Raw genomic sequence first — 22,437 nt, forward strand, 5'->3', positions numbered from 1 at the left:
ACTATTTACCCTCTACTTCTACTAAGATATGTGCTGTTGGTTTTCTAATACCTGAAGCCATACCACGAGCACGTGGACGGAAACGTTTTAGTACTGGACCATTGTCAACACGACAAGATGTGATAACACAATCTTCTGCTTCATTACCACTGTTAGCTACTGCAGATGCAATAACTTTAGAGATGATTTTTGCAGCCTTGTTTGGAGTAAATTCTAAAGCAGCCATTGCTTCTTCAGCATTCATACCTTGAACCTCTCTAGCAATTAGACGAGATTTAATTGGTGATACACGGATAAATTTTAATAATGCTCTAGCCATGATTACCCCTTCTTCTGAACAGAGCCTTTGTGGCCCTTAAATGTACGAGTTGGTGCAAATTCACCAAGTTTATAACCAATGTGATTCTCTGTAACATATACAGGAACGAATTGGCGACCATTATGAACATTTAATGTTAAACCTATCATCTCAGGAAGAACAACTGATCTTCTAGACCAAGTTTTTATAGGTTTTTTGTCTCCACTAGCTTTAGCAGTTTCAACTTTTTTCATTAAATGGTCATCTACGAATGGACCTTTTTTAACTGAACGAGCCATTAACCTACCCTTTTTGCATTTGGTTTACGACGAGTGATGATTAGTTTATCACTTGCTTTTTTACGACGAGTTTTAGCACCCTTAGTTGGTTTACCCCAAGGAGTAACTGGATGACGACCTGAATTCGTTTTACCTTCACCACCACCATGCGGGTGATCAATTGGGTTCATTGCAGAACCACGAGTTTGAGGACGGATACCCATATGACGAGTACGACCAGCTTTTGCTAAAACGATGTTAGAGTATTCTTCATTTCCAACTACACCAACAGTTGCCATACATTCACCAAGAACAAGTCTCATTTCAGATGAAGGCATACGTAAAGAAACATACTTACCGTCACGACCCATAATTTGAGCAGAAGTTCCAGCTGAACGTACCATTTGTCCACCTTTTCCAACTTTTAACTCAACGTTGTGTACAGTTGTACCAACAGGGATGTTTTTAAGTTTCATAGCATTACCAGGTTTAACGTCTAAACCAGATTCAGCTGCTGAAATTTTGTCACCTACATTTAAACCTTTTGGTTGTAGGATATATCTTTTTTCACCATCAGCGTAAGTTACAAGAGCGATTCTACAGTTTCTGTATGGATCGTACTCGATAGTGCTAACTGTACCTTCGATGTTCATTTTATTTCTTTTGAAATCAATGATACGGTAAAGTTTTTTAGCACCCGCTTGCTTATGACGAGATGTGATACGTCCGTTGTTGTTACGACCAGAGTGAGTTGGTAACTTAACTAATAATGAACGAACACTTGCTTTTGCTGTAATGTCTGAACTATCTACATTCGTATAAAAACGACGAGATGGAGTTATCGGTCTATAAGTTTTAATTGCCATCTTATACCGCCAAACTTTCTATTTGTGCACCTTCTGGTAAAGTAACATAGAACTTTTTGAAGTCGTTTTGTTTACCTTGTACACCACGGAATCTTTTTACTTTTCCGCTTTGATTTAAAGAGTTGATTTTTGAAGGAATAATTCCAAAATACTCTCTAAACACCTCTTTAAGACCTGTTTTAGTCATACGTGGTGAAGTTTGAACAACGATAACACCATCTTCTTGTAGACCAAGAGTCTTCTCTGTATATAGTATAGATTTAATATCTGTAATATCTGCCATTACTTAGCCTCACTTACAAGATTTTCCCATACAGCTTTTTCTATCACGATTGAACGATAGTTTGCAGCTAAGTATGCGTTTAACTCATTAGACTCAATTACATAAGTAGATTGAATGTTTTCAAATGCTAAGTATGTTTTTTCATCTAAAATCGATTTTACAAATAAAGTATCTCTTTGGTTAAGAGCTTTGAACATTGCGTTTGCATCTTTAGTTTTACCAGATGCTACTTCAATGCTGTCTACTACAAAAAGAGTACCGTTTTGTGCATGCTCGTTAAGAGCAAAATTTAAAGCAAGTTTCTTTTGCTTTTTGTTAACTTTTAAATCGTAGTTACGGTTGTTTTGTGGACCAAAAGCTTTACCACCACCTACGAATACAGGAGAACGACGAGAACCAGCACGAGCACGTCCGCCACCTTTTTGAGCCCATGGCTTTTTACCACCACCACGTACATCACTTCTACCTTTTGCGATTGCTGTATTAGCACGCATAGCAGCTTGAGCTGATTTTACATAAAGGTATAAGTTATGAGGATTGATTCCAGAGAAAGACTCTGGTAATACGATCTCAGATGCTTTTTCCATTTTTTCATTTAAAACGATTGCTGCACTCATTATTTAGCTACCTTTACACGACCTAAAGTACCGTTAGCTCCACTTACTGAACCTAAAACCGCAATGATTTTGTTTTCAGCATCGAAAGAAACGATCTCATTTTTTACACTGTTTTGTGTATTTCCGTATTGTCCAGGCATTTTCTTACCTTTCATAACACGACCTGGCCATTCAGCATTACCGATAGAACCTGTTCTACGACCAAATCTATGACCGTGAGATGCAGGACCACCACCGAAATTCCAACGCTTCATACCACCTTGAAAACCGCGACCTTTAGTTGTAAAAGTTGATTTTACAGTTGTTGCTTCTGCTAATGGAGCTAGATCTAAATCACCAGCTTCAGTGTTTGCAACTTCTAAAGTAACGAAACGGTTAAACTCAGATGAAAGGTTAAATTTCTTCTGTTGACCTTCAATTGCTTTATTCATTTTTTTGCCGCTAGCGTAAGCCACTAGTGCTTTACCATCGTTTACATCACACACTTTTGCATCTAGAACTCTTAAAAGAGTAACAGGTTTTGCAGGAACTGTGATAGTACGGCTCATACCGATTTTTTCAACAATATATTCCACTTGTTACTCCTTATTTATCCATTGAGCGAACTTCAACGTCCACTTCTGGTGCAAGATCTAGTTTCATTAATGAATCTACAGTCTCTGGCGTAGCAGAAACGATATCAATCATTCTTGCATGCATACGAATTTCAAATTGCTCACGAGATTTTTTGTTAACGTGAACAGACTTTAAAACTGTATATTTACGAATTTTTGTTGGTAAAGGTATTGGACCACGGATTACCGCACCAGTACGCTTAACAGCCTCTACGATTGACGCTACAGATCTATCAAGTACACGATGATCGTAAGCTTTCAATTTCAAACGAATTTTTTCCATAATTTTCCTTCTAAAGAACTCGTTAGCTCGATGGCTAACCATTTAAGGGAGCAGAATTATACTCAAATTAGTTCTATAATTCAAGGATTTAGGGGCTAAAAAATGAAAAATAAAGAAATTTATTTCCTTTTAATAAGGAAGTGATAAAATTATGTTATCAAAATTTTGGATAAAAATATGGAAATTTTACTTGAAGAGTTTTATAAAATTGATTTGCACCTTGATAAATATCATGACAGGAAGGTACAGATCGATGAAAGATCGTATCAAATTAACGGAATTACAAAGAGCGGAAAAACACAACTTGTAAAATCGTATCTGCTCTCTCATAAAAAAAGCAGCTATCTTTATATAGATTGCAACGACATCAGAATAGATGTAGAAACGCTGAATGATTCACTCAATAAGTTTTGTAAGGATAACAGAATCGATATTCTTGTTTTTGATAACTATAAAGAGGAGTTTAACTTTCCAAATGTTTCCCAGCTTATTATCACCTCAGAGAAAAAGCTACCTATTCCCGAACTAGATACTCTTGATCTTTATCCGCTCGATTACGAAGAGTTTCTGGCGTATGAACACAAATATGACTCCTCTGCTTTAAATCACTTCTTCCAACTTGGCGGACTTGCCGTGATGCACAAGATATATAGTGATGAGAGGAATATCTACCTGCAACAAGTATTTCAAAATGCTTTGGATAATATTGAATTTGATATTCTCATACTTTGTGCAAAGTTTAACTCTCAAAAACTCTCTGCTTTTACAATCTATGAAAGGTTAAAGGCAAAAAGAAAGATTTCAAAAGACAAACTCTATAAATCATTTGAAAGTTTGGTAGAAAAAAAATATATCCATCTTCTAGAGAAGTTTAACCATACAAGAGCGACAAAAAAGGTCTATCTATGTGATACATCTTTAAAATCAGCACTCTCTTTAGAAAAAAACTTTGGACGCTTATTTGAAAATATGGTTTACCTTGAGCTTCAAAAACAAAATAAAGAGCTCTATTACGATGACGATCTGGAGTTTTATCTTCCCCAAGACGATGAGATCATTTTGTGTAAACCCTTTGCGGACGAGAGAAAGGTGTTTAAAAAGCTAGAGAGTTTAGAAGCGTTTATCTTTACATATTCAATTAGAAAGATCACAGTAGTTACTATGAATAAAGAGGGCTCTCTCTCCCACCCTCTTTCTAAAGTCAACATTATCCCCTTTGATGTATGGGCACTCGGCGACTAGAGAGATGATAGTTGATGCTGCAGGCTCGATTGTATCGTTGGGTATTTAAACTCAAACCCGCTCTCCAATAAAGCTCTTGGATGGATCTCTTTAGATCCGGTAAGTACCGTTGCAGCCTCTCCGTAAATGATTTTAAGTACAAACTCCGGTAAAGGGAGCAGCGTAGGTCTGTGCAATATAGCGCCTAGTGCTTTTGTATATTCGTAATTCCTTACAGGTTTGGGGGTAGTAAGATTAAAAGTACCCACAAGTTTTTTCTCACATAGATGCTTGTATGCAGCTACCAAATCATCTATGTCGATCCAGCTCATTATCGTTGTACCGTCGCCTACGATTCCGGCGACACCCAGTTTAAAGGGTGTTAGCATCTGCTTTAATGCTCCGCCTTCCTTTCCGATCACAATCCCAAAACGGGTAATAGCGGTCGGTTTGCTACACTCTAACGCACTTTCTTCCCATACCTTTGTTAATGATCCCAAAAAATCATCTGCATACTCTTTGTAACTCTCATCATAAACACCATCATCAGGATATGCCCCGATAGCCGATGTGGAGATAAAGTAATTCACATCACTCTCGTTGATCGCACTTACTAAAGTTTTTGTCGTTTCCACTCTACTATTTATAAGTACTTTTTTATACTCCTCATTCCATCTTTTAATAATGGGAGCTCCGGCAAGATTGATAACAGTATCTACACCTTCGAGTTTTTCAAGTATCTGCTCTTTTGTATCATCTCTATGAATATGTACATTCTCTTGAAAATGTTTTTGCAAGTGTGATCCCACAAAACCACTTGCTCCGGTGATTGCTACTTTCATAACGCACCTCCTGTATCTTATAATAGTATCATACTATCGCGTTACTTTGTATATTTTTTTCTTTTAGTGTTTAAATAGTTCTATTGCTCTTTTTGCAGCCTCCTTATGAACAACCATCGGTTTCGGATAGTTAGGGATATCATTGCTTAGAAGATAATGTTCATCATGTAGATATTTTGACGGTATCTCTTGTAACTCAGGCAGATATTTTTTTATATAGATTACATCTTTATCAAACTTTTTACTTTGTAGGTAAGGGTTAAAAACTCTAAAATAGGGCTGAGGGTCTACTCCGGTTCCCGCACTCCACTGCCACGACAATACATTACTTGCTTTATCGTAATCAAGAAGATATTTTGCAAAAAAAGCCTCACCCATCTGCCAGGGTAATAGAAGATCCTTGGTAAAGAATGAAGCGACTACCATCCTTACTCTATTATGCATCTTTCCCTTAGTGAGCAATTCCCTTACCCCTGCATCTATAAAAGGGACACCCGTTTTTGCATTTACAAACTTTTCAAATTTTTGACTATCTTTTATTCCCTGAAATGTGTACTTGAAATTTTGGGTCTCCAAGCTTGGAAAATGAAAAAGCAGATAGGCATAAAATTCTCTGAATATCAACTCTCTTATAAAGTCGTAACTTCCTTGAATTGCAAATAACTCCCTTACTATCTCTCTAATGCCTAATACTCCAAAACGGATAGAAACACTGAGTTCTGAAGTGCCATTTAGTGAGGGAAAATCTCTTTGTGTTTTATAATCAGCCAACTTCTTTTTAAAATCTTCGAGCTTTTGGCGAGCTTTTGGAAGTGTAATGTTTTGTTTGACAAAACCCATATCAGACAAACTAGGTGTATCCTCATAATTGTAGGAGAGTAACTGCATTGAGCCAATCTTCACTTCTGTAAGATCTTTTGATTTTAAACGCTCCATGGCAACTTTATAAAAAGGGGTGAAGAGAAGATAAGGGGTACCATCTTTTTTTAAAATCTCTTTGGATTTAAAGAGATACGTTTCATTGAGATAACGAAAGTGGATCTTATGAGAGATAGTAAGATCTCGTTGTTTCGCATATGAATCGTAATCACCGGAAGCTACTACCTCATCAAAATCATACTCCTTTAACAGCTTCTCAAAAACATCTTCAGGAAAATCGTAAAATATTTTCAGATCAAGCCCTAGTGCTTGGAGCTCTTTTTTTAATTCAAATACATAATCATATATAAGAGTTACACGTTTATCATCTTTCTCTAACTTATCTAAAATATGTTTATCAAATATAAATATAGGAAGCACTTCCCCCGTATAGGAAAGAAGTTTGTTATCTCTTACTCGCAAATCTCTGCGAAACCAAAGAATACGCTTCATAATTTTTTACTTTTAGTATATGGGTTTGTTGATTGGAGCGAAACTTGCATCTTTATTCCTATTAATTTTTATAACTCTATCATTGTATAAAATTATTTTGTAGTTTTAAATTATCCGCCAATTATGTTTACAACTAACTTCAAAGTAATCTATGCTAGAATTACCAAAATTTACAGTAGGGTGTTTAACAAGATGTTTTTTTCTAAAAATGATGATACAAAGAGAGTTCAAGAGCTGGAAAATAAAATAGCTGCGCTCGAAAATGAACTTAATTTTTACAAAGAGATCGCAAACTTTTCTCAAGATGAGATTGTTGTTGCATTAGATAATAATGAAGAATATATTTTTGAAAACAGCAATGCTGCAACCAATATCCAAGAGCATACTCAATTAGCTAAAGAACTGCAAAAAAATACTGAAATTATAGAACTTAACCATTGTACGGGGAAAGTAGTATCTAAAAAGATGCAAAGTACTGATGCGACCCTTTATGTGATCAAAAAAACAGATATGAGAGATACTCGTGACAGCAACATCCTTTCTTTACACCAACATGCAATTACTACTGCCTTACTAGATACCCAAAATACATTTTCACTCATGCTTGAAGAGTTAAAAGTTATGAAAAGCGAATCGGTAGAGATCGCGAATGAATCAAAAGAGGGATTGTCTTTGATCATACAATCATCTTCTGATATGGATCTATTAACGCAGCATATGGAAGACAATCTCAGCGGGATGAATTCACTCAATGAAAGAAGCAACGAGATTTCCAGTGTTATTACACTTATTCAAGATATCGCCGATCAGACAAACCTTCTTGCCCTTAATGCTGCAATTGAAGCAGCTCGTGCAGGTGAGCATGGACGTGGTTTTGCCGTAGTTGCAGATGAAGTAAGAAAACTAGCTGAAAAGACAGCTACTGCAACTAAAGATATCTCACTGGTCGTAAAAGCGATGCAGCAGGAGACTCACCAGGCTGAGACAAGTACAAATGAAGTAAATACTATTGTAGTTAATACAAAAGACAACATTGCGAACTTAAACAAAAAGATAAAATCTTTCCAAGAGAATGCATCCCGAAACCAGTTTGAAGTGGAACACTTAAGTGATAAAATCTTTACATCTCTGGCAAAAATCGATCACGTGATCTATAAACATAATGTATATGCCCTTATCTTTGGAGAGGAAAATACATTTAAATCGGTATCTCATAAAGAGTGTCGTCTCGGGAAATGGTATTCAGATGGAATAGGAAAAGAGAACTTTTCAAAAATGCCTTCATATGTTAAACTTGACCAGCCTCATGCTATTGTCCATCAAGAGGCAAATTTACTTGCAGATGAGTGTGGCGGCGATAAGGTTATATGTTCAAAAGAGATTATAGAAAAACGTATCAATGCTATTGAAGATGCGAGTAAAGATGTATTTAAATATTTAGATCAACTGGTTGAAGAACGTGCAAAAGAGATGATGCACTTAGCAACAAAAGAATTATTTAATTAAGGATGTTATGATGGAAGAATCAAAAAAAAATATTGTAATCATTGATGATGAAAATGAAATTTTAACAATGTTAGAGAGATTTTTAACACGAAACGGTAACTATAAAGTAAGAACTTTCAACAACCCCCTTACTGCTATCTCTTCTCTTCCTAAAGATACAGACATTATACTCCTAGATATAATGATGCCGCAAATGAGTGGTATAGATGCGCTGCCAAAACTTTTAGAAAAAACTCCGGATGCGAAAGTACTGATGATGACGGCATACTCTACACTGGATAAAGTACTCAATTCACATAGATACGGTGCAACTGACTATATTATGAAACCTTTCCCTTCATTAGAAGCTTTAGGGAAAAAAATTGAAGAGGTTTTGAAAAAATAACCTATGAGTTTAGAAGAGGTATCCATACTCCTCGTTGAGGATGAAGACAGCTCAAGAGAGATGCTTAAACACTTTCTTGAACAACTTGAATTTGCCAAAATATATACAGCTAAAGACGGCAAAGAGGGATATGAATGCTTTTTAAACTACCAGCCTGATCTGATTTTAACAGACTTAAGCATGCCGATTATGGATGGGCTTGTTATGTCTGAAAAGATCAAGTCTATCACTTCCCATGTCCCTATTCTCCTGATTACAACCCGTTTTGAAAAAGAGATCACAGAAAGAGCTGTTGATATCGGGATAGAGGGCTACTTGTTTAAACCTATCAGTTTCGATCGGCTCGAAAAACTCCTATACAAATACGCACATAGAGTTTTACTGGAACGTAACCTTACACATAAGATGAAACTTTTAAATGAGTACAAACGTGCAATAGATGTAAGTTCTGCAGTTACAAAAACAGATACCAACGGTACTATCACCTATGTCAATGATGCCTTTTGTAAAATGTTAGGCTATAGCAGAGAAGAGCTCATCGGTCATAAGCACAATTTAGTCAAACATGCCGATACGCCACCTGGAACTTATGAAGATCTTTGGAAAACCATTACACAGAAAAAAGTTTGGAAAGGGAGGATCAAAAACCGTAAAAAAAACGGTAAAACCTCCTATGAATACTCTATTATCGTACCTATTCTCAATGAAGATAATGAGATTGTAGAGTTTATAGCACTCAGACAGGATATTACCGATCTGTTTTATCAAGAGGAGTATCTCAAGCGTCGTATCCAAGAAGAGGTAGATAAAAACCTTTTGGAAACAAAGTTTTCAACTATCGGTAGAATGGCAGCCGGCATTACTCACGAGATCAATACACCGTTAACATATATTAAAGGGAATATAGAGTTGATGCTCCAAGATATTCAGAGTATGGATGATACGGTTAAACAAAAAGATTATCTTCTTGAAGACAGTAAAACACTTCTTGACGGTGTTCACCGTATTGCCAGTATCGTGGAATCGATGAGGGAGATGGCTTCCCAAAAACAAGAGGTGCCGCAACCCACAAATGTATATGCCTCTTTGATCACAGCATTAACACTTGCGTACAATAAAGCAAAACAGATCTCTGAGATACGTATTCAAAATGAAATATTTAAAATTGGTATGGATAAAGAGAAGTTTAAGTATATTGCCGATGTTCAACAACAAAGGATTGAACAAGTTTTAGTGATCATCATTAACAATGCCCTGGATGCACTTAAAAGAATAGATGATTTCAGCCAAAGACTTTTAGAGATAACGGTAGAGAGAGAAGATGAGTTTATCGTAGTTAGAATCCAGGATAATGGTGGCGGTATTGATGAAAAGATCTTACCAAACATCTTCGATCCTTTTGAAAGTAATAAGGAGGAAGGCGGAATGGGAATCGGTCTTAATGTCGCAAAACGGATCATAGATGACCATAACGGGAAAATCATCCCTTCTAATCATGAAAACGGAGCACTTTTTGAAGTGTATCTACCTATTAAAGGAGAGCTATAGTATGCTATGCGGAATAGATGAAGCGGGTCGCGGCTGTATTGCCGGTGATCTTGTTGTTGCAGCTTGTATTTTTAAAAATGACACTGTTATACCCGATGGTCTGAATGACTCAAAAAAGATTACCGAGAAAAAAAGATACGAACTCTTTGATCTGGTAAAAAATACGACACACCACCACATAGTGATCAAGTCTTCTCATGAAATTGATCAAAAAGGGATCTCTGTATGTATGCAAGAAGCACTACAAGAGATCAAATCTACCCTAAAAGCAAAAGAGTATCTCTTTGACGGAAATACAACATTCGGTATAGCAGATCTAAAAACGATGGTAAAAGCGGATGGGAAAATCCCCGAAGTAAGTGCTGCTTCCATTCTTGCAAAAGTAACCCATGATCGAAATATTATATCTGATGCCAAAAAGTATCCCCTCTATCAATTTGAAAAACACAAAGGATACGGTACTGCATCGCATGTCGCACTTATTAAAAAGCATGGATATTCTCCTATACACAGAAGAAGTTTTAAGATTAAAGCATTAGAACCTACATTATTTGACAATATTTAAAAATAACTTTTATTTATAATTTTTTTTATGGAAAAAGTTATTTTTAAGCTTTTCTTTATACCAATAGCTATAGAATAATTCCTATTCAATAAAAATATAAAATAACTTTAGGAGTTATTATGGATGAATATGTATTGAAAAGTGATGATTTTCTAGTCTCCCAAACGAATGAGCAAGGGATTATTCTTTTTGCTAACGATGACTTTTGCAAAGTCGCCGGATATTCATTGGATGAGCTTATTGGACAGCCTCACAGTATAGTGAGACATGATGATATGCCAAGATCTGCATTTGAAGATCTCTGGAATACTGTTAAAGCAAATCAAGTATGGCACGGATATGTAAAAAACCGTACCAAGAACGGTGGCTTTTATTGGGTCTATGCAACTGTTTATCCACTATACGACGAGATTCAAAANCGGATATGTAAAAAACCGTACCAAGAACGGTGGCTTTTATTGGGTCTATGCAACTGTTTATCCACTATACGACGAGATTCAAAAGATAAGAACATATCTCTCATGCAGACGTAAACCTTCCCCTGAAGAGATTACACAAGCTGAGCAGCTTTATCGTACATTTGTGTAAGAGGTTTTATATGACTAACTTGCAAAAAAACATCCTTATCTCTTTCTTCTTTCTCCTTATATTTTGTTCATTTTACTTCAGCGATTCAACACTTGTTTATACTCTAATCACTTTGATTACCTACCTTTTAGTGATAGTTTTATTTAAAAACACTTCTACTCAAGCAAATGCAGAGATTCAAAAAAAACATTTAGAACTTATTGAGATGATGAATTTTAAAAGAAATCAGCTTAACCATAATGAAAATGCAGCAAACGAAGTGGAAGAGAGTTTTAACCAGATTATTCACAGTTGCCAACAAGCTACACTAGAGGATACAAAAGTAGCAGGTGAGATGGTACTCATAGCAGATAAAGTAGCCAAAGGACATTTCTCCTGTCGCATCTCAGCCGATACAAAAACACCCCATGTACATGTTTTAAGAAACAGTTTGAATAAAATGTTAGATAATTCTGAGGAGAACCTTGATAATGCTATAAACACACTAAAACAGTTTTCAAACGGTCAATTTGAAGCTAGAAGTGAAGTCAAAGTGGAAGCAAAAATGGCAGATCTTCTGAACAATATTAATGCTCTTGGTGAAGCCCTCAGCAGCATGCAACAACAAAATGAAGATTCAAATAAACAGATAATGGAGTCTTCACAAACATTAAATGATACAATCGAAGAGATAACAAATACAACAATAGTAGATTTTAAAAAGATGATCACAGATATTGTTGAACAGATTCATCATATTTCAGACAAAGAGAACGATATGGTGCATAAGCTCCAAACACTTGTAGAAAATGCGAATGAAACAAAAATCATCTTAGAGACCATAGGGGATATTGCCGATCAAACAAATCTTTTAGCACTTAATGCAGCCATAGAAGCTGCACGTGCCGGTGATCACGGTCGTGGCTTTGCCGTTGTAGCCGATGAAGTAAGAAAACTTGCAGAGCGAACACAAGCAAGTCTTGCTGAGACATCAACTACTACAAACCTGCTTATTCAATCGATTGCAGAAAGTTCCGAATCGTTAAATAAAAATGCTAAACATGTTAATGAAATATCCGGTGATGTTAGCAATGTTAGCAGTAAGATGGATGAGATTATAGATACACTGAACAACTTAACAAATTAAGCTAATTTATTATATAAATTTATAAATTGCTATATTATTGCTTCGTTTATATTCTACAATAATATATAAATTCTATTGTAAAAGGATATACAATGTTACTAATAGAGATATTTACAGATTACATTCGTAATAAAAAAGATTTACGAGAATATGTAGAGCGTAGAAAAGATATCAATGAGCGTGGTGAATTTAATGATGCTAAACTGATCCAAATTCAGGAAAACCTTGAGCGACTCAAAAGCGAAAATCCTGAAATTTACAATAAAATGTATGACGTACTGGAAGAGATTATCGAACAAGACAAAGGGCAATTTGTAGACTACTCTTTAGACTTTGCACGAGAAGTACTAAAAATGTTTAAAAACCAATCATTAGAAAGTATTTATGAAGAGTATAGAGATACTTTAAAACATAAATATCAAACGCTTAATTAGAAGATTTTTTGAACTACAAGCTAATATTTCATGGAAGAGTTATTCACATCTGCTAATGTAGGTGTTGTTTTACTACCGTATTCCCAGTACCAGAACCTTGGTGTAGTTGTACTATTTCCATCTCTACATATAATTTCATACTTGTTATCTGTAGTTCTTGCTGCATTAGATGGAAATGTAGTAGCCGAAGTTGCATTAGCATCAATACATTTGGTCAAATCAACCGTAAAACTACTAAAAGATGGAGGAAAATCTATATCCCTATTTGTAATATTGTAATTTCCATCTATAACACTACCTTTTTTTCCATCTTCTAGAGATGCATGCCATTTCACCGGACCAACTGTACGATTAAGTGTTCCGACAAATCCTTTCATTACGACTTCATTAGCTTGTTCACTCACCCCAAAAAATTTCGGCAAAGACACCGCTGATAAAACACCTACGATAATAATTACAAAGATCAACTCTATCATGTTAAAAGCAGCTCTTTTCATGTGAAACTCCTGAGATAACTTTAATATATATCCATTATTTCTAAAACTAACTTTAGTTTTTATTAACATATTATGTTTCATATTGTACTACTGCATGCTTACTGCCTAAACAAAATTCAAGTTTCACCTCTCTTTGTGGGAATATTTTTCCATAAAAACAGACCGTTAGTGCAAAGAATGCAACACAGATGCAACACTAAGCCGACATACTTTTATCTATAATTTTTTTTAATAAAAAGGAAGGTGACGTGGCAGGAAAAGAACTGACGTTTAGTGAAGATGAGTTTATTGTTTCAAAAACGGATACAAAAGGACGTATAACCTATGGAAATGACCTCTTTATAAAAATGAGCGGCTATTCAGAAAAGGAGCTTTTAGGTCAACCGCATAATATATTGCGACATCCGCAGATGCCCGCAGTGATTTTTGAGTATTTATGGAAAAACATTCAACAAAAAAAAGAGGTTTTTGCTTATGTAATCAATCAAACAAAAGAGAAAGATTTTTATTGGGTTTTTGCAAATGTTACGGCAAGTATAGATGAACACGATACTATCATAGGGTACCACTCTGCACGTAGAAGCCCAAAAAAAAGTTCCTTAGAGTTTATAAAACCGCTTTATCACAAACTGTTAATTGCCGAAAAATCAGGAGGTTTAAAGAGTTCAAGGAAGATATTACAAACATTGTTAAAAGAAAAAGGAGTTTCGTATGATGAATTTATCTTCTCTTTCTAAAATTCAATATTTAAATATTGCCTCAATTGCTATTTTTTCACTGACACTTCTATATGCAATTATTTCTGACGGCTTTCATTGGATAGAGCTTTTTAATATTCTGAACTTTATCATTGCCTGGATCATTTTTACAAACATTAGAAAAACGAAAAAAGTGATTGAAAATGTATCTGAAATGATGTGTGAAGTGGAACTCGGCAAGCTAGAATCCCGTCTTACATCTATTGATGCCAAGGGGGAGCTTAAAGCTTTGTGTACAAGTACAAACAATATGCTTGATCAGCTTGAGGTATATATGCGTGATACCTTTGCGGTAATTGATGCACTTTCTGAAGATAAATACTACCGTTTGGTACAAACTTACGGATTGAAAGGTCTGTATAAAAAATCGGCTGAGAAGATCAATGGAAGTACGGTAAAAATGAAAGAGAATCATGAGGTTGTAAAATATTCTAAATTAGATACAACTCTTTCTGAAATCGGGCGTTCGACGGGCGGTTTGGATGTTATTCAAAAAAGTCTTTCAAACTCTATAGAAGAACTCTCCTATATCACCGACATATCTAAAGAGACGGCATCTAAATCGAGTCAAACAGTTGAGGGACTTAATAAAGTCACCCAAAATTTAAACGAACTTACCGAACTTGTAAATACATCTAACGATGCGATCAATGCACTTGGTGTTCGTGCTAACGATATAAATTCTGTTGTTAATCTTATTAAAGATATTGCTGAACAAACAAATCTCTTAGCACTCAATGCAGCCATAGAAGCAGCACGTGCAGGAGAACATGGAAGAGGTTTTGCAGTAGTAGCAGACAATGTACGAAAACTTGCAGAAAAAACACAGGCAGCTACTACAGAGATCTCTGTCGCTATTGGAGTGTTGCAACAAGAGACAGCTTCCATTTGTGATTATTCAGAATCTATGAGCGAACTTTCAATAGAATCAAATTCGATGATTCAAGATTTTACGAAATCAATTTATGGTTTTAACGATGATTCAAAACGAACAGCGGAACTTGTACTAAGTATTGAAAAATCTTCTTTTGTAACGCTTGCAAAAATTGATCATATTCTCTTCAAAGATAAAGCATACAGTTCTATTTACCAAAGAAAAATTCTAGGGGAATTTACAGACCATCACAATTGTCGTCTAGGAACTTGGTATGAACGGGGAAAAGGAAAAGAACAACTTGGAATGACGCAGGCATATAAACATCTGCCTCAACCGCATAAAAAGGTGCATGAATCAGTAACATATGCGATGAAGCTATTTGATAATAAAGAGGAAAATCTCCTTAAGCATGCAGAGGTACTTTTCGAAACTTTTAGAGAGATGGAGAATGCTTCTAGTCAACTCTTTAACTTGCTGGATGATATGCTTCATGAAGCGATTTCACAAACATATAAAAGACCCTAATTGAATAACTAGAATAAATGCAACAAACTTGCCACACTACTATGCGATAATTTTCTGCTGAGAAGGGAGGTAGATTTATGAAAGAGTTATCACTACATCTGTGTAGAAGTGTTGTTGCTTCTGCATATACCGGTAAGGCTTTTGTCATAATAGATTCTACACCTACATTCTATACTTATGATACAAATGCACTTTTTGAATCACATTCAAAGCTGCAGGGGTTTGCCACATACATTAATAGGTACAGCCACAATATCAGTGTATCACATGACGGTGCCCATGCACTTTTATGCGATACGAAAAAGAATAGAGTGCTTCTTATCGATATGGAAAATAAAAAGCTCAAAGCCAATATTCCATATGCAAAAGCACCTAGTTTTGCACTTTTTAATCATACATCGGAGTATTTTATTATCTCTAACAGTATTGGAAATATGACTATCTACAATACAGATACATTGGATGTTATAGCACAACTAAATATGCCCGATGAGTTACGCACTGCTACTTTTTCTGACGACTTTTCAAAGATTGCTATAGCTGCACACAATAAAAAGGTATATATTTACTCTATAGCGACTCAGAAACTCTTAGAAACGATTACATTTGATGAGATTGTAGAGGTCTTGAGTTTTTCAAAAAACAATACAACCTTACTTACATTTTCACGTAAAGGAAATGTAACACTCTACTCTCTTGTACACAAAAAAATGTATCGGGCAGCTCCTCATTCACAATGGCCTAGTACCTTGGCTCATACTGAGAATAAAGAGGTTGTACTTGTCGGGACAAGAGGTTCTCAAGTGGATATATATACCACTTCACGAGGGAATAAACTCGGTACGCTACATTTTGATTATTGGGGTGTTACCTCAATATATGTAACCAGTGAGCGTGTATTAGTCGGTTTCTCAGACGGCAACTGCATTATACTTGATATACAAGAGGAGGTTCAAAAGGCTCTAGAGGCACTGCAACAAAATCGTATTGAAATACTGGCAGAGCTTTGTTATATGTACCCTCTTCTTTTTATTAATCCTCAAGTGTGTGCTTTGATTAATGAGAAATATAAAGAGATATTCTCTTTTGAAGCTAAAAGTGACGAGCAGATATTGGGGTACGATGCCCTTATCTCTTTTATTATTGAAAATGATGCAAAAAAGCAGGAGCTTCTGACATATATATATCAGTCAAACGAAATTGTTTCATTTATGCAAGAGGTGGAGTGCGGTAATTTTGACGGAGCATGTGAAAATACCTATAAGTTCCCGGTATTACGACAACTACGAGAATTTAGCGAGTTTCGAACGATCTGTCATCGCAACGTTAGTGAAGAGATAGAACTTTTGGAAAAAGACCCTAATAAATTTACAACTTACAGAGAGGAAAAGACACATAACTGTACAGCGTGTATTTATAAAATATTGACCAATGAAGAGACTTTAAAACGGGTATATATGGATTTTAAAAAAGCGGTGCATGCAAAAAACTACACCACTATGCTAGATCTGGTAACAAAGTTTCCATCCTTTAAACAGACACGTCTTTATAGACGTATAATGAGTTATGGAGAAGCACTCATAGATAAGATTTTACTGATGATGCAAAGTGATCATATTGAAGAGGCCGCAAAGTATGCAGTAATGCTTTCAAAAATCAAACCATTTGAGAAAACAGGCTTAGATTTTAAAGAGCAGATCACCCATTTTGTAACTCTTGAACAAGCATCAAAGAACAATGATGTGCTAAAAGTGTTTGATCTCGCTGAAAAAAATCCTGCATTTCGAACAACAAAAGCATTCAAGCAACAACTACAAAACTACCAAGGTAAATACGGCTTGGCAAAAGTTCAAGCGATTAAAGGTGATGTAGCTGCCTGCAAAACAATTTTAGGAGATTATTTTAAAGTAGAACATTTTCAAGAAAAAAACTTAGAGATCTTAAAACTTGCGCTCCTTCATGAAATAAAACATTTCGCACCGAAAGAATCTGAAAAAAAATTTCTAGATAAATATCATGAACATTTTGGTTGGGATGAAGCATATGAACAAGTTTGCACTCTTTTACAACATACAGCAAACACAATAAAAAAACTTACTCCGATCGAGACTGATTATAGAGAGTTACAAACACTCATTGACGGAGAAAAAGTAAAAAACAAAGTAATTAAAAAAAAGGAAAACAAAAGTGAAGCGTGACCAACAGGTACATATAAGAACAAAAAATCTAAAAGAGAAAGGGAGAGAAATAGATATTTTAGTTGTAGAGGATGATGAAGTTTTATTGTCACAACTTGTAAAGCTTCTAAAAAAGTTTTTTAATAGAGTAGATATCGCTTCTAACGGAATAGAAGCACTTAACCGTATTTCAGAGAGAGATTACGATTTAATTATTACCGATTTAGTTATGCCGCTTCTAGATGGTTTTTCACTTATAGAAAAAATAAGACAAAACAACTCTGAGCAACTTATTTTAGTACTCTCTGCATATTCAGATAACGAAAATCTTTTGCAGCTTATCGATATGGGGATTGACGGGTTCTTACTCAAACCGGTTAACATAGATGTTGTGATGGAAAAACTCTCTAAAACATCTGAAATAATCTATAACCGAAAAGCACTACAGCACTATATGAAGATGCTCGAAGAGAGTCACGCAGAATTACTTCAAAGAGATTCTGAACTTGAGGAGACACTCAATGAGATGAATCAGCTTAAATTAGAAGTCAAAGAACAAAATACTCCTAATGATACAACTCAAGAGTTTATGAGTGCAGAAGAGTTTGCTAAGCTTTATCTAGATGAGATCTCTTACTTGAATGAAGAGTTTGAAATTCTTGAAGAACACTTTAATACCTTTTTACTCCAAGAGCATAAGAGTATTACCAATGAAAGCATAGACACTATTGCTCATCTGCTTAAGCAATACTGCAAGCATTTTGAAACGTATAATGAGTTTGCCTATTTACATGGTGAACTTTGCTCTTTGGCAGGAGAACTAGAAGAGCTACGTGCTTATCTAAACATCGAGATCTGCATCTCCTCTTTTATCTTGCTTTTTGATCATTTAGAACAATTAAGAAAAGGAGTTTTTGCATCTCAGAGTTTCCATGATATTCATAAACTAGACAAAGCATTTATAAAAGTTCTTGAAGATATATCTAATGAGATTAGTTCTTCATTAGAACTTGTAGATAGTTTAGTCTCGTAGTGTGAAGAGATAAGATGAAGCACCCTAAACTTTATGAGAATTTTGACCTTTTTTATAAAGAGAATAAAGATAATAATGCCCAATTGGTTCTTTTCCTCGCTGAGGAAAGCTCCCATGAAATCAAGAAGCTTCAAAATACGAAGCTCTCTATATACGGAGCCGTTCTTCCTGAAATTATTTTTGAATATATACATTACAAAAAAGGGATACTGGCTATCACATTAGAAGAACAAACTCAAATAACCATGATTGCTGCGATGCAAAAGCCATCTTTTAATGTTTTAAAAAGCTCTAATAATTCTTATTCCCTATTTATGGATGGTATTTCAAGATATATTAACTCTTTTTTAGAGAAATTTTTTGTTGCAACAGATCACAATGTAACCATTTTTGGAGGAGGTACAGGGAAACTGAGCTTAGGACAAAAAAAAAGTATTTTTGAACTTCTAAAAACGTACCCTCTTGGTATTGAAAATTATGATAGTGATAAGGGCCTTCTTTTAGTGGGAGCTATTGAAGAGAATACTCTTATTTATCTTTTAAAAGATGAGAAGCAAATGTTCATTGAAACAGCACAGAATACTCTTCATAAGCCTAGGCACTTCTTTATTGTTGATTATATTTCAAAAGTATTATTTTTGGAAGATCATTTTACTCAAGACCTGCAAGCCGTTAAAAGAATGAGTGTTGCACATATTTTTTGTCGACTGCTTAGTTTAGGTGAACTTACAAATAACTCAAACCGCTATATTGAATTATGCAATAAAACTACTCTTTTGGAAGCACTTTAACATATGACACAAAAACTTACTATAGCTTATGAATGTATTAACTCCATAGGAAATTCTCTTAATCTTGAAGAGATGCTTGAAGACATTATCGGGACTTTTGTTCGAGCAACAAATGCTATTGGGGGAAAATATATCAGTACCCGCAGGATAGAACCTAAAAATATTATTCAAATTGGTCATGATTTTACAATGCCCCTAAAACTTACAAGTAAGAAAGATAGTTTTAGTGTTCATACTCTTGAAAACTCAATGGAACTACTTGATGTGTTTATCCATGAGGGTCATTTTCTTTTTGCTTTTGATCAAAAGAGCGATCTTGAGCATCTGGGGAATATGTTTGTAAACTTTAGTACAAAGATCACCAATGCAATTGAAGCATGCTACAATGTAGAAAAGATCCACAAACTCAATCAAAATCTCAAACTACAAATTTCTGAAGAAAAAAATAAAAATGCTTTTAATGAGAAATTAATCATCTCTCAATCACGTATGGCGATTATGGGCGAGATGATTGGGATGATTGCACACCAATGGAGACAACCAATTACTATTATAGGGATGGTAACCAATAATATGGTTATAGACTTGCATCTTGATAATTTTGACAAAGAAAGAGCAATAAAAGAGCTTGAAACTGTCGATAAACAAGTCCATTATCTCTCACGCACTATTGATGACTTTAGAAACTTTTTTAAACCGAATAAACTTGCCCAAACAATCGATTTTCAAACAGTATGCAATGAACTCAAAACAATTTTAGGTAAAAGTTTTGAAACACATAATATTGAGCTTATTTTTGAAGGGGAGAAAACTATCCAAATCACCACTTTTAAAAATGAGCTTATTCAAGTTCTTTTAAATGTACTTACCAACGCCAAAGATGCATTTTCTGAAAATACAACGGATAATGCTTTTATAAAGATAACTCTAAAACGGTTAGCCGGAGGAGATGTAAGTATTTTTGTCCAGGATAATGCCGGTGGAATTTCTCCTGATATTATCAATAAGATTTTCGAACCCTATTTTAGTACAAAACATGAAAAAAACGGGACAGGATTAGGTTTATACATGTCAGCAATGATCTTAGAAAAACATCTAGGAGGAAGCATACTCGTATGTAGTGATATGCAGGGAAGTACATTTCATATCCGTTTTAGTTCAATAAAGGAGGAGACGAGTGTCTATTAATACAGTACCTTTAGCAGAAGCGATTGTACGTCTTCAACAAGAGGCAAAAGGTTTGAGTGTTTTATATGTAGAAGATGACCTAAATATACAAAAAGCATATGTACACTTTTTAGAACGATTTTTTGAAGATATGACTTACTGCAATAATGGAAAAGAGGGGCTGGAGGCTGCGTCGAAAAAAAAATTTGACCTCATTATCAGCGATGTAGAGATGCCTTATCTCAACGGTATCGAGATGGTGCAGAAAATTAAAGAAATTTTTCCTGAGCAAAAAGTAATACTTGTTTCGGCACATAAGGGTTCTGAAATTCTGCATCAGTCCATATCGTTACAGGTAGACGGTTATCTTTTTAAACCGCTCGATCGTACCATCGCCATAGATCTGCTTTATAAAGTAGTTTCAATACTAAAGACAGAGTATGAAAACCGTAAATATAAAGAGAATTTAGAGAAAATTGTAACAGAGAAAACACAAGAGCTTATCCGCTCTTTTACAATCGATAAAGTAACACAGTTTTACTCTTTAGCGAAACTGCAACAAGAAAAATTTGATAACATGGATAGATCGCTTGCTATCGTAAAGGTAAGAAAATTTAAAAGCATTAATGATTTTTACGGCTATAATGCAGGAGATTTCATACTGAAGCAGACAGCTCAGTTTTTACGTACAGAACTTCAAGAAAAATATCAAGAGTATGAGATAGAGATTTACCGTGTGTCAGGCTCCCATTTTGTTATTGCAAGCCAAGCAAATGTAAAAAAGCTCTACGAACTTATAGATGAGATGCAACATCTTTTTGAGATTACAAAAATAGATATCAAAGAGGAGAATCTTCTCTTGGAAATGGATGCGGCCGTATTGGATACCCATACAAAACCTTCATTATCAAATCTTGATAAAGCGCTGCGCAAAGCAGAAGCGATTAACGGCATTGTTTTATATGAAAATGATGAAAAAGAGGAACTCAATTACAAAAATAGGCTCCTGTGTAAAAATAAACTTATCAAAGCATATAAAGAAAACCGTATTATCAACTATTATCAACCGATAGTGGATAATAGAAATGGCACTGTTTATAAGTATGAGGCTCTTGTGAGAATGGTTTCAGAAGATGGAGAGGTGATCTCTCCAGGTGTTTTCTTGCCTATAGCGAAAGAAACAAAGATGTATGCACTCATTACAAAAAGCGTGTTGCTATCCGCTTTATATGATTTTCGTGAATCTGAGTGCATGGTGAGCATCAATCTTTCATTAGAAGATATTAAAAGTAAAGAGATCCGCTCTTTAATTCGCGAGGGTTTAGAACAGTTTCCAGAACCTGATCGCATCGTATTTGAAATTTTAGAGAGTGATGAGATAGATTCTTATACAGTCTTGGTAGAGTTTATTCAAGAGATACATAATTTAGGTGCGAAAGTTGCCATTGATGATTTTGGAAGCGGATATTCCAATTTCGAACATCTCACACGTTTGTATGTTGATTATATTAAAATCGACGGCTCTTTAATTAAAGATATTCATACAAATCACTATTCGCAGGCAGTTGTACAGATGCTTTACGATTTTGCTTCGAAAATGAATATAAAAACGATTGCGGAGTTTGTTTCTAAGTCAGAAATCAGTCATTATATCAACGCTATCGGCATCGATGAATCACAGGGGTATTTCTTTAGCGAACCACTCCCTTTTCAAGACTCTATGAAACGAATTTACAAGATCGATGAAGATAAGATATAATAAAAAAAAGAATCTAAAGCAGCAGCAT

General features: G+C 35.1%; 24 protein-coding genes and 2 pseudogenes. 16 read left to right on the top strand and 10 right to left on the bottom strand.

Annotated elements, in window-relative coordinates:
* Position 1: 1 nt before the first annotated feature.
* From rplV to rpsJ, 7 genes are read right to left on the bottom strand one after another with little or no spacing between them, the layout of a single operon-like run.
* Positions 2-319: a 50S ribosomal protein L22 gene (rplV, locus tag QWY88_RS05300; protein ID WP_152183758.1), complete on the bottom strand. Its 318-nt coding sequence runs from the start codon at positions 317-319 to the stop codon at positions 2-4.
* 2 nt (positions 320-321) lie between these two features.
* Positions 322-597 (bottom strand): 30S ribosomal protein S19, encoded by a 276-nt coding sequence (gene rpsS, locus QWY88_RS05305; RefSeq protein ID WP_304544841.1) that lies wholly within the window; start codon positions 595-597, stop codon positions 322-324.
* Positions 597-1,442: a 50S ribosomal protein L2 gene (gene rplB, locus QWY88_RS05310; RefSeq protein ID WP_304544843.1), complete on the bottom strand. Its 846-nt coding sequence runs from the start codon at positions 1,440-1,442 to the stop codon at positions 597-599. Before rplB ends, rpsS begins: the two co-directional genes overlap by 1 nt.
* A 1-nt stretch (position 1,443) precedes the next feature.
* The gene (locus tag QWY88_RS05315) at positions 1,444-1,725 is read right to left on the bottom strand and encodes a 50S ribosomal protein L23 (RefSeq protein ID WP_193111167.1); all 282 of its coding nucleotides are present in this window, start codon (positions 1,723-1,725) and stop codon (positions 1,444-1,446) included.
* Positions 1,725-2,342, bottom strand: a complete 618-nt coding sequence (gene rplD / locus QWY88_RS05320) for a 50S ribosomal protein L4 (protein WP_304544849.1) — start codon at positions 2,340-2,342, stop codon at positions 1,725-1,727. The genes QWY88_RS05315 and rplD overlap by 1 nt, the downstream gene beginning before the upstream one ends.
* On the bottom strand, positions 2,342-2,917 hold the full coding sequence (rplC, locus tag QWY88_RS05325; protein WP_193113822.1) for a 50S ribosomal protein L3: 576 nt from the start codon (positions 2,915-2,917) through the stop codon (positions 2,342-2,344). The genes rplD and rplC overlap by 1 nt, the downstream gene beginning before the upstream one ends.
* Before the next feature lie 10 nt (positions 2,918-2,927).
* Positions 2,928-3,239: a 30S ribosomal protein S10 gene (rpsJ, locus tag QWY88_RS05330; RefSeq protein WP_152183763.1), complete on the bottom strand. Its 312-nt coding sequence runs from the start codon at positions 3,237-3,239 to the stop codon at positions 2,928-2,930.
* A 177-nt stretch (positions 3,240-3,416) separates the two neighbouring features.
* Here rpsJ and QWY88_RS05335 point away from each other — a divergent pair, with 177 nt between their 5' ends.
* Entirely contained in the window at positions 3,417-4,481 is a 1,065-nt protein-coding gene (locus QWY88_RS05335) for a DUF4143 domain-containing protein (RefSeq protein WP_304544852.1), read from the top strand.
* On the opposite strand, the gene QWY88_RS05340 is transcribed toward QWY88_RS05335, so the two are convergent.
* Positions 4,478-5,302: a TIGR01777 family oxidoreductase gene (locus tag QWY88_RS05340; protein WP_304544854.1), complete on the bottom strand. Its 825-nt coding sequence runs from the start codon at positions 5,300-5,302 to the stop codon at positions 4,478-4,480. The genes QWY88_RS05335 and QWY88_RS05340 overlap by 4 nt on opposite strands.
* Positions 5,303-5,365: 63 nt before the next feature.
* The gene (locus tag QWY88_RS05345) at positions 5,366-6,673 is read right to left on the bottom strand and encodes a cryptochrome/photolyase family protein (RefSeq protein WP_304544856.1); all 1,308 of its coding nucleotides are present in this window, start codon (positions 6,671-6,673) and stop codon (positions 5,366-5,368) included.
* A gap of 717 nt (positions 6,674-7,390) precedes the next feature.
* On the opposite strand from QWY88_RS05345, the pseudogene QWY88_RS11665 reads away from it, so the two are divergent.
* The 8 genes and pseudogenes from QWY88_RS11665 to QWY88_RS05385 all read left to right on the top strand — a co-directional run.
* Positions 7,391-7,771 (top strand): annotated as a pseudogene (locus QWY88_RS11665) (methyl-accepting chemotaxis protein); the annotation flags it as partial.
* Between the two features lie 48 nt (positions 7,772-7,819).
* Positions 7,820-8,179, top strand: a complete 360-nt coding sequence (locus QWY88_RS11670) for a CZB domain-containing protein (protein ID WP_369811220.1) — start codon at positions 7,820-7,822, stop codon at positions 8,177-8,179.
* 10 nt (positions 8,180-8,189) lie between these two features.
* Positions 8,190-8,564 carry a response regulator gene (locus QWY88_RS05355; protein ID WP_304544861.1) on the top strand — a complete coding sequence of 125 codons (375 nt, stop codon included), beginning with the start codon at positions 8,190-8,192 and terminating at the stop codon, positions 8,562-8,564.
* A gap of 3 nt (positions 8,565-8,567) precedes the next feature.
* A complete protein-coding gene (locus tag QWY88_RS05360; protein ID WP_304544863.1) occupies positions 8,568-10,112 on the top strand; it encodes a hybrid sensor histidine kinase/response regulator in 1,545 nt (514 codons plus the stop codon).
* A gap of 1 nt (position 10,113) precedes the next feature.
* Complete coding sequence (locus QWY88_RS05365; RefSeq protein WP_304544865.1) at positions 10,114-10,677, top strand: ribonuclease HII; 564 nt, start codon at positions 10,114-10,116, stop codon at positions 10,675-10,677.
* A 119-nt stretch (positions 10,678-10,796) separates the two neighbouring features.
* Positions 10,797-11,075, top strand: a pseudogene (locus tag QWY88_RS05370) (PAS domain-containing protein); the annotation flags it as partial.
* An 893-nt stretch (positions 11,076-11,968) separates the two neighbouring features.
* Complete coding sequence (locus tag QWY88_RS11675; protein WP_369811221.1) at positions 11,969-12,391, top strand: methyl-accepting chemotaxis protein; 423 nt, start codon at positions 11,969-11,971, stop codon at positions 12,389-12,391.
* 92 nt (positions 12,392-12,483) lie between these two features.
* The gene (locus tag QWY88_RS05385; RefSeq protein ID WP_304544869.1) at positions 12,484-12,825 is read left to right on the top strand and encodes a hypothetical protein; all 342 of its coding nucleotides are present in this window, start codon (positions 12,484-12,486) and stop codon (positions 12,823-12,825) included.
* Between the two features lie 20 nt (positions 12,826-12,845).
* Here QWY88_RS05385 and QWY88_RS05390 read toward each other — a convergent pair whose 3' ends face one another.
* Entirely contained in the window at positions 12,846-13,322 is a 477-nt protein-coding gene (locus QWY88_RS05390) for a type II secretion system protein (protein WP_304544871.1), read from the bottom strand.
* Positions 13,323-13,570: 248 nt separating this feature from the next.
* Between QWY88_RS05390 and QWY88_RS05395 the strand changes: the two genes are divergently transcribed.
* The 7 genes from QWY88_RS05395 (at position 13,571) to QWY88_RS05425 (ending at position 22,409) form a co-directional block, all read left to right on the top strand.
* The gene (locus QWY88_RS05395) at positions 13,571-14,059 is read left to right on the top strand and encodes a PAS domain-containing protein (RefSeq protein ID WP_304544873.1); all 489 of its coding nucleotides are present in this window, start codon (positions 13,571-13,573) and stop codon (positions 14,057-14,059) included.
* Positions 14,034-15,482 (top strand): methyl-accepting chemotaxis protein, encoded by a 1,449-nt coding sequence (locus tag QWY88_RS05400; protein ID WP_304544875.1) that lies wholly within the window; start codon positions 14,034-14,036, stop codon positions 15,480-15,482. Before QWY88_RS05395 ends, QWY88_RS05400 begins: the two co-directional genes overlap by 26 nt.
* A 77-nt stretch (positions 15,483-15,559) precedes the next feature.
* On the top strand, positions 15,560-17,680 hold the full coding sequence (locus QWY88_RS05405; protein ID WP_304544877.1) for a WD40 repeat domain-containing protein: 2,121 nt from the start codon (positions 15,560-15,562) through the stop codon (positions 17,678-17,680).
* Positions 17,670-18,692: a response regulator gene (locus QWY88_RS05410; RefSeq protein WP_304544879.1), complete on the top strand. Its 1,023-nt coding sequence runs from the start codon at positions 17,670-17,672 to the stop codon at positions 18,690-18,692. Before QWY88_RS05405 ends, QWY88_RS05410 begins: the two co-directional genes overlap by 11 nt.
* A gap of 14 nt (positions 18,693-18,706) precedes the next feature.
* Positions 18,707-19,483, top strand: coding sequence for a hypothetical protein (locus QWY88_RS05415; protein ID WP_304544881.1), 777 nt, complete (start codon positions 18,707-18,709; stop codon positions 19,481-19,483).
* Positions 19,484-19,486: 3 nt separating this feature from the next.
* Positions 19,487-20,671 (top strand): sensor histidine kinase, encoded by a 1,185-nt coding sequence (locus QWY88_RS05420; RefSeq protein WP_304544884.1) that lies wholly within the window; start codon positions 19,487-19,489, stop codon positions 20,669-20,671.
* Positions 20,661-22,409 (top strand): EAL domain-containing response regulator, encoded by a 1,749-nt coding sequence (locus QWY88_RS05425; RefSeq protein ID WP_304544886.1) that lies wholly within the window; start codon positions 20,661-20,663, stop codon positions 22,407-22,409. The genes QWY88_RS05420 and QWY88_RS05425 overlap by 11 nt, the downstream gene beginning before the upstream one ends.
* The last annotated feature ends 28 nt before the right edge of the window (positions 22,410-22,437 follow it).

This window comes from Sulfurimonas sp. hsl 1-7 (assembly GCF_030577135.1).
GTDB lineage: Bacteria > Campylobacterota > Campylobacteria > Campylobacterales > Sulfurimonadaceae > Sulfurimonas > Sulfurimonas microaerophilus.

Bases quoted from the DNA above. Each gene is read 5' to 3' on its own strand.
- rpsS (WP_304544841.1), bottom strand. From the start codon at position 597: ATGGCTCGTTCAGTTAAAAAAGGTCCATTCGTAGATGACCATTTAATG.
- rplB (WP_304544843.1), bottom strand. From the start codon at position 1,442: ATGGCAATTAAAACTTATAGACCGATAACTCCATCTCGTCGTTTTTAT.
- QWY88_RS05420 (WP_304544884.1), top strand. From the start codon at position 19,487: ATGACACAAAAACTTACTATAGCTTATGAATGTATTAACTCCATAGGA.
- QWY88_RS05315 (WP_193111167.1), bottom strand. From the start codon at position 1,725: ATGGCAGATATTACAGATATTAAATCTATACTATATACAGAGAAGACT.
- QWY88_RS05400 (WP_304544875.1), top strand. From the start codon at position 14,034: ATGATGAATTTATCTTCTCTTTCTAAAATTCAATATTTAAATATTGCC.
- QWY88_RS05385 (WP_304544869.1), top strand. From the start codon at position 12,484: ATGTTACTAATAGAGATATTTACAGATTACATTCGTAATAAAAAAGAT.
- QWY88_RS05405 (WP_304544877.1), top strand. From the start codon at position 15,560: ATGAAAGAGTTATCACTACATCTGTGTAGAAGTGTTGTTGCTTCTGCA.
- QWY88_RS05390 (WP_304544871.1), bottom strand. From the start codon at position 13,322: ATGAAAAGAGCTGCTTTTAACATGATAGAGTTGATCTTTGTAATTATT.
- QWY88_RS05335 (WP_304544852.1), top strand. From the start codon at position 3,417: ATGGAAATTTTACTTGAAGAGTTTTATAAAATTGATTTGCACCTTGAT.
- QWY88_RS05340 (WP_304544854.1), bottom strand. From the start codon at position 5,302: ATGAAAGTAGCAATCACCGGAGCAAGTGGTTTTGTGGGATCACACTTG.
- QWY88_RS05355 (WP_304544861.1), top strand. From the start codon at position 8,190: ATGGAAGAATCAAAAAAAAATATTGTAATCATTGATGATGAAAATGAA.
- QWY88_RS05415 (WP_304544881.1), top strand. From the start codon at position 18,707: ATGAAGCACCCTAAACTTTATGAGAATTTTGACCTTTTTTATAAAGAG.
- rplD (WP_304544849.1), bottom strand. From the start codon at position 2,342: ATGAGTGCAGCAATCGTTTTAAATGAAAAAATGGAAAAAGCATCTGAG.
- QWY88_RS11675 (WP_369811221.1), top strand. From the start codon at position 11,969: ATGATCACAGATATTGTTGAACAGATTCATCATATTTCAGACAAAGAG.
- QWY88_RS05345 (WP_304544856.1), bottom strand. From the start codon at position 6,673: ATGAAGCGTATTCTTTGGTTTCGCAGAGATTTGCGAGTAAGAGATAAC.
- rplV (WP_152183758.1), bottom strand. From the start codon at position 319: ATGGCTAGAGCATTATTAAAATTTATCCGTGTATCACCAATTAAATCT.
- QWY88_RS05360 (WP_304544863.1), top strand. From the start codon at position 8,568: ATGAGTTTAGAAGAGGTATCCATACTCCTCGTTGAGGATGAAGACAGC.
- QWY88_RS05365 (WP_304544865.1), top strand. From the start codon at position 10,114: ATGCTATGCGGAATAGATGAAGCGGGTCGCGGCTGTATTGCCGGTGAT.
- rpsJ (WP_152183763.1), bottom strand. From the start codon at position 3,239: ATGGAAAAAATTCGTTTGAAATTGAAAGCTTACGATCATCGTGTACTT.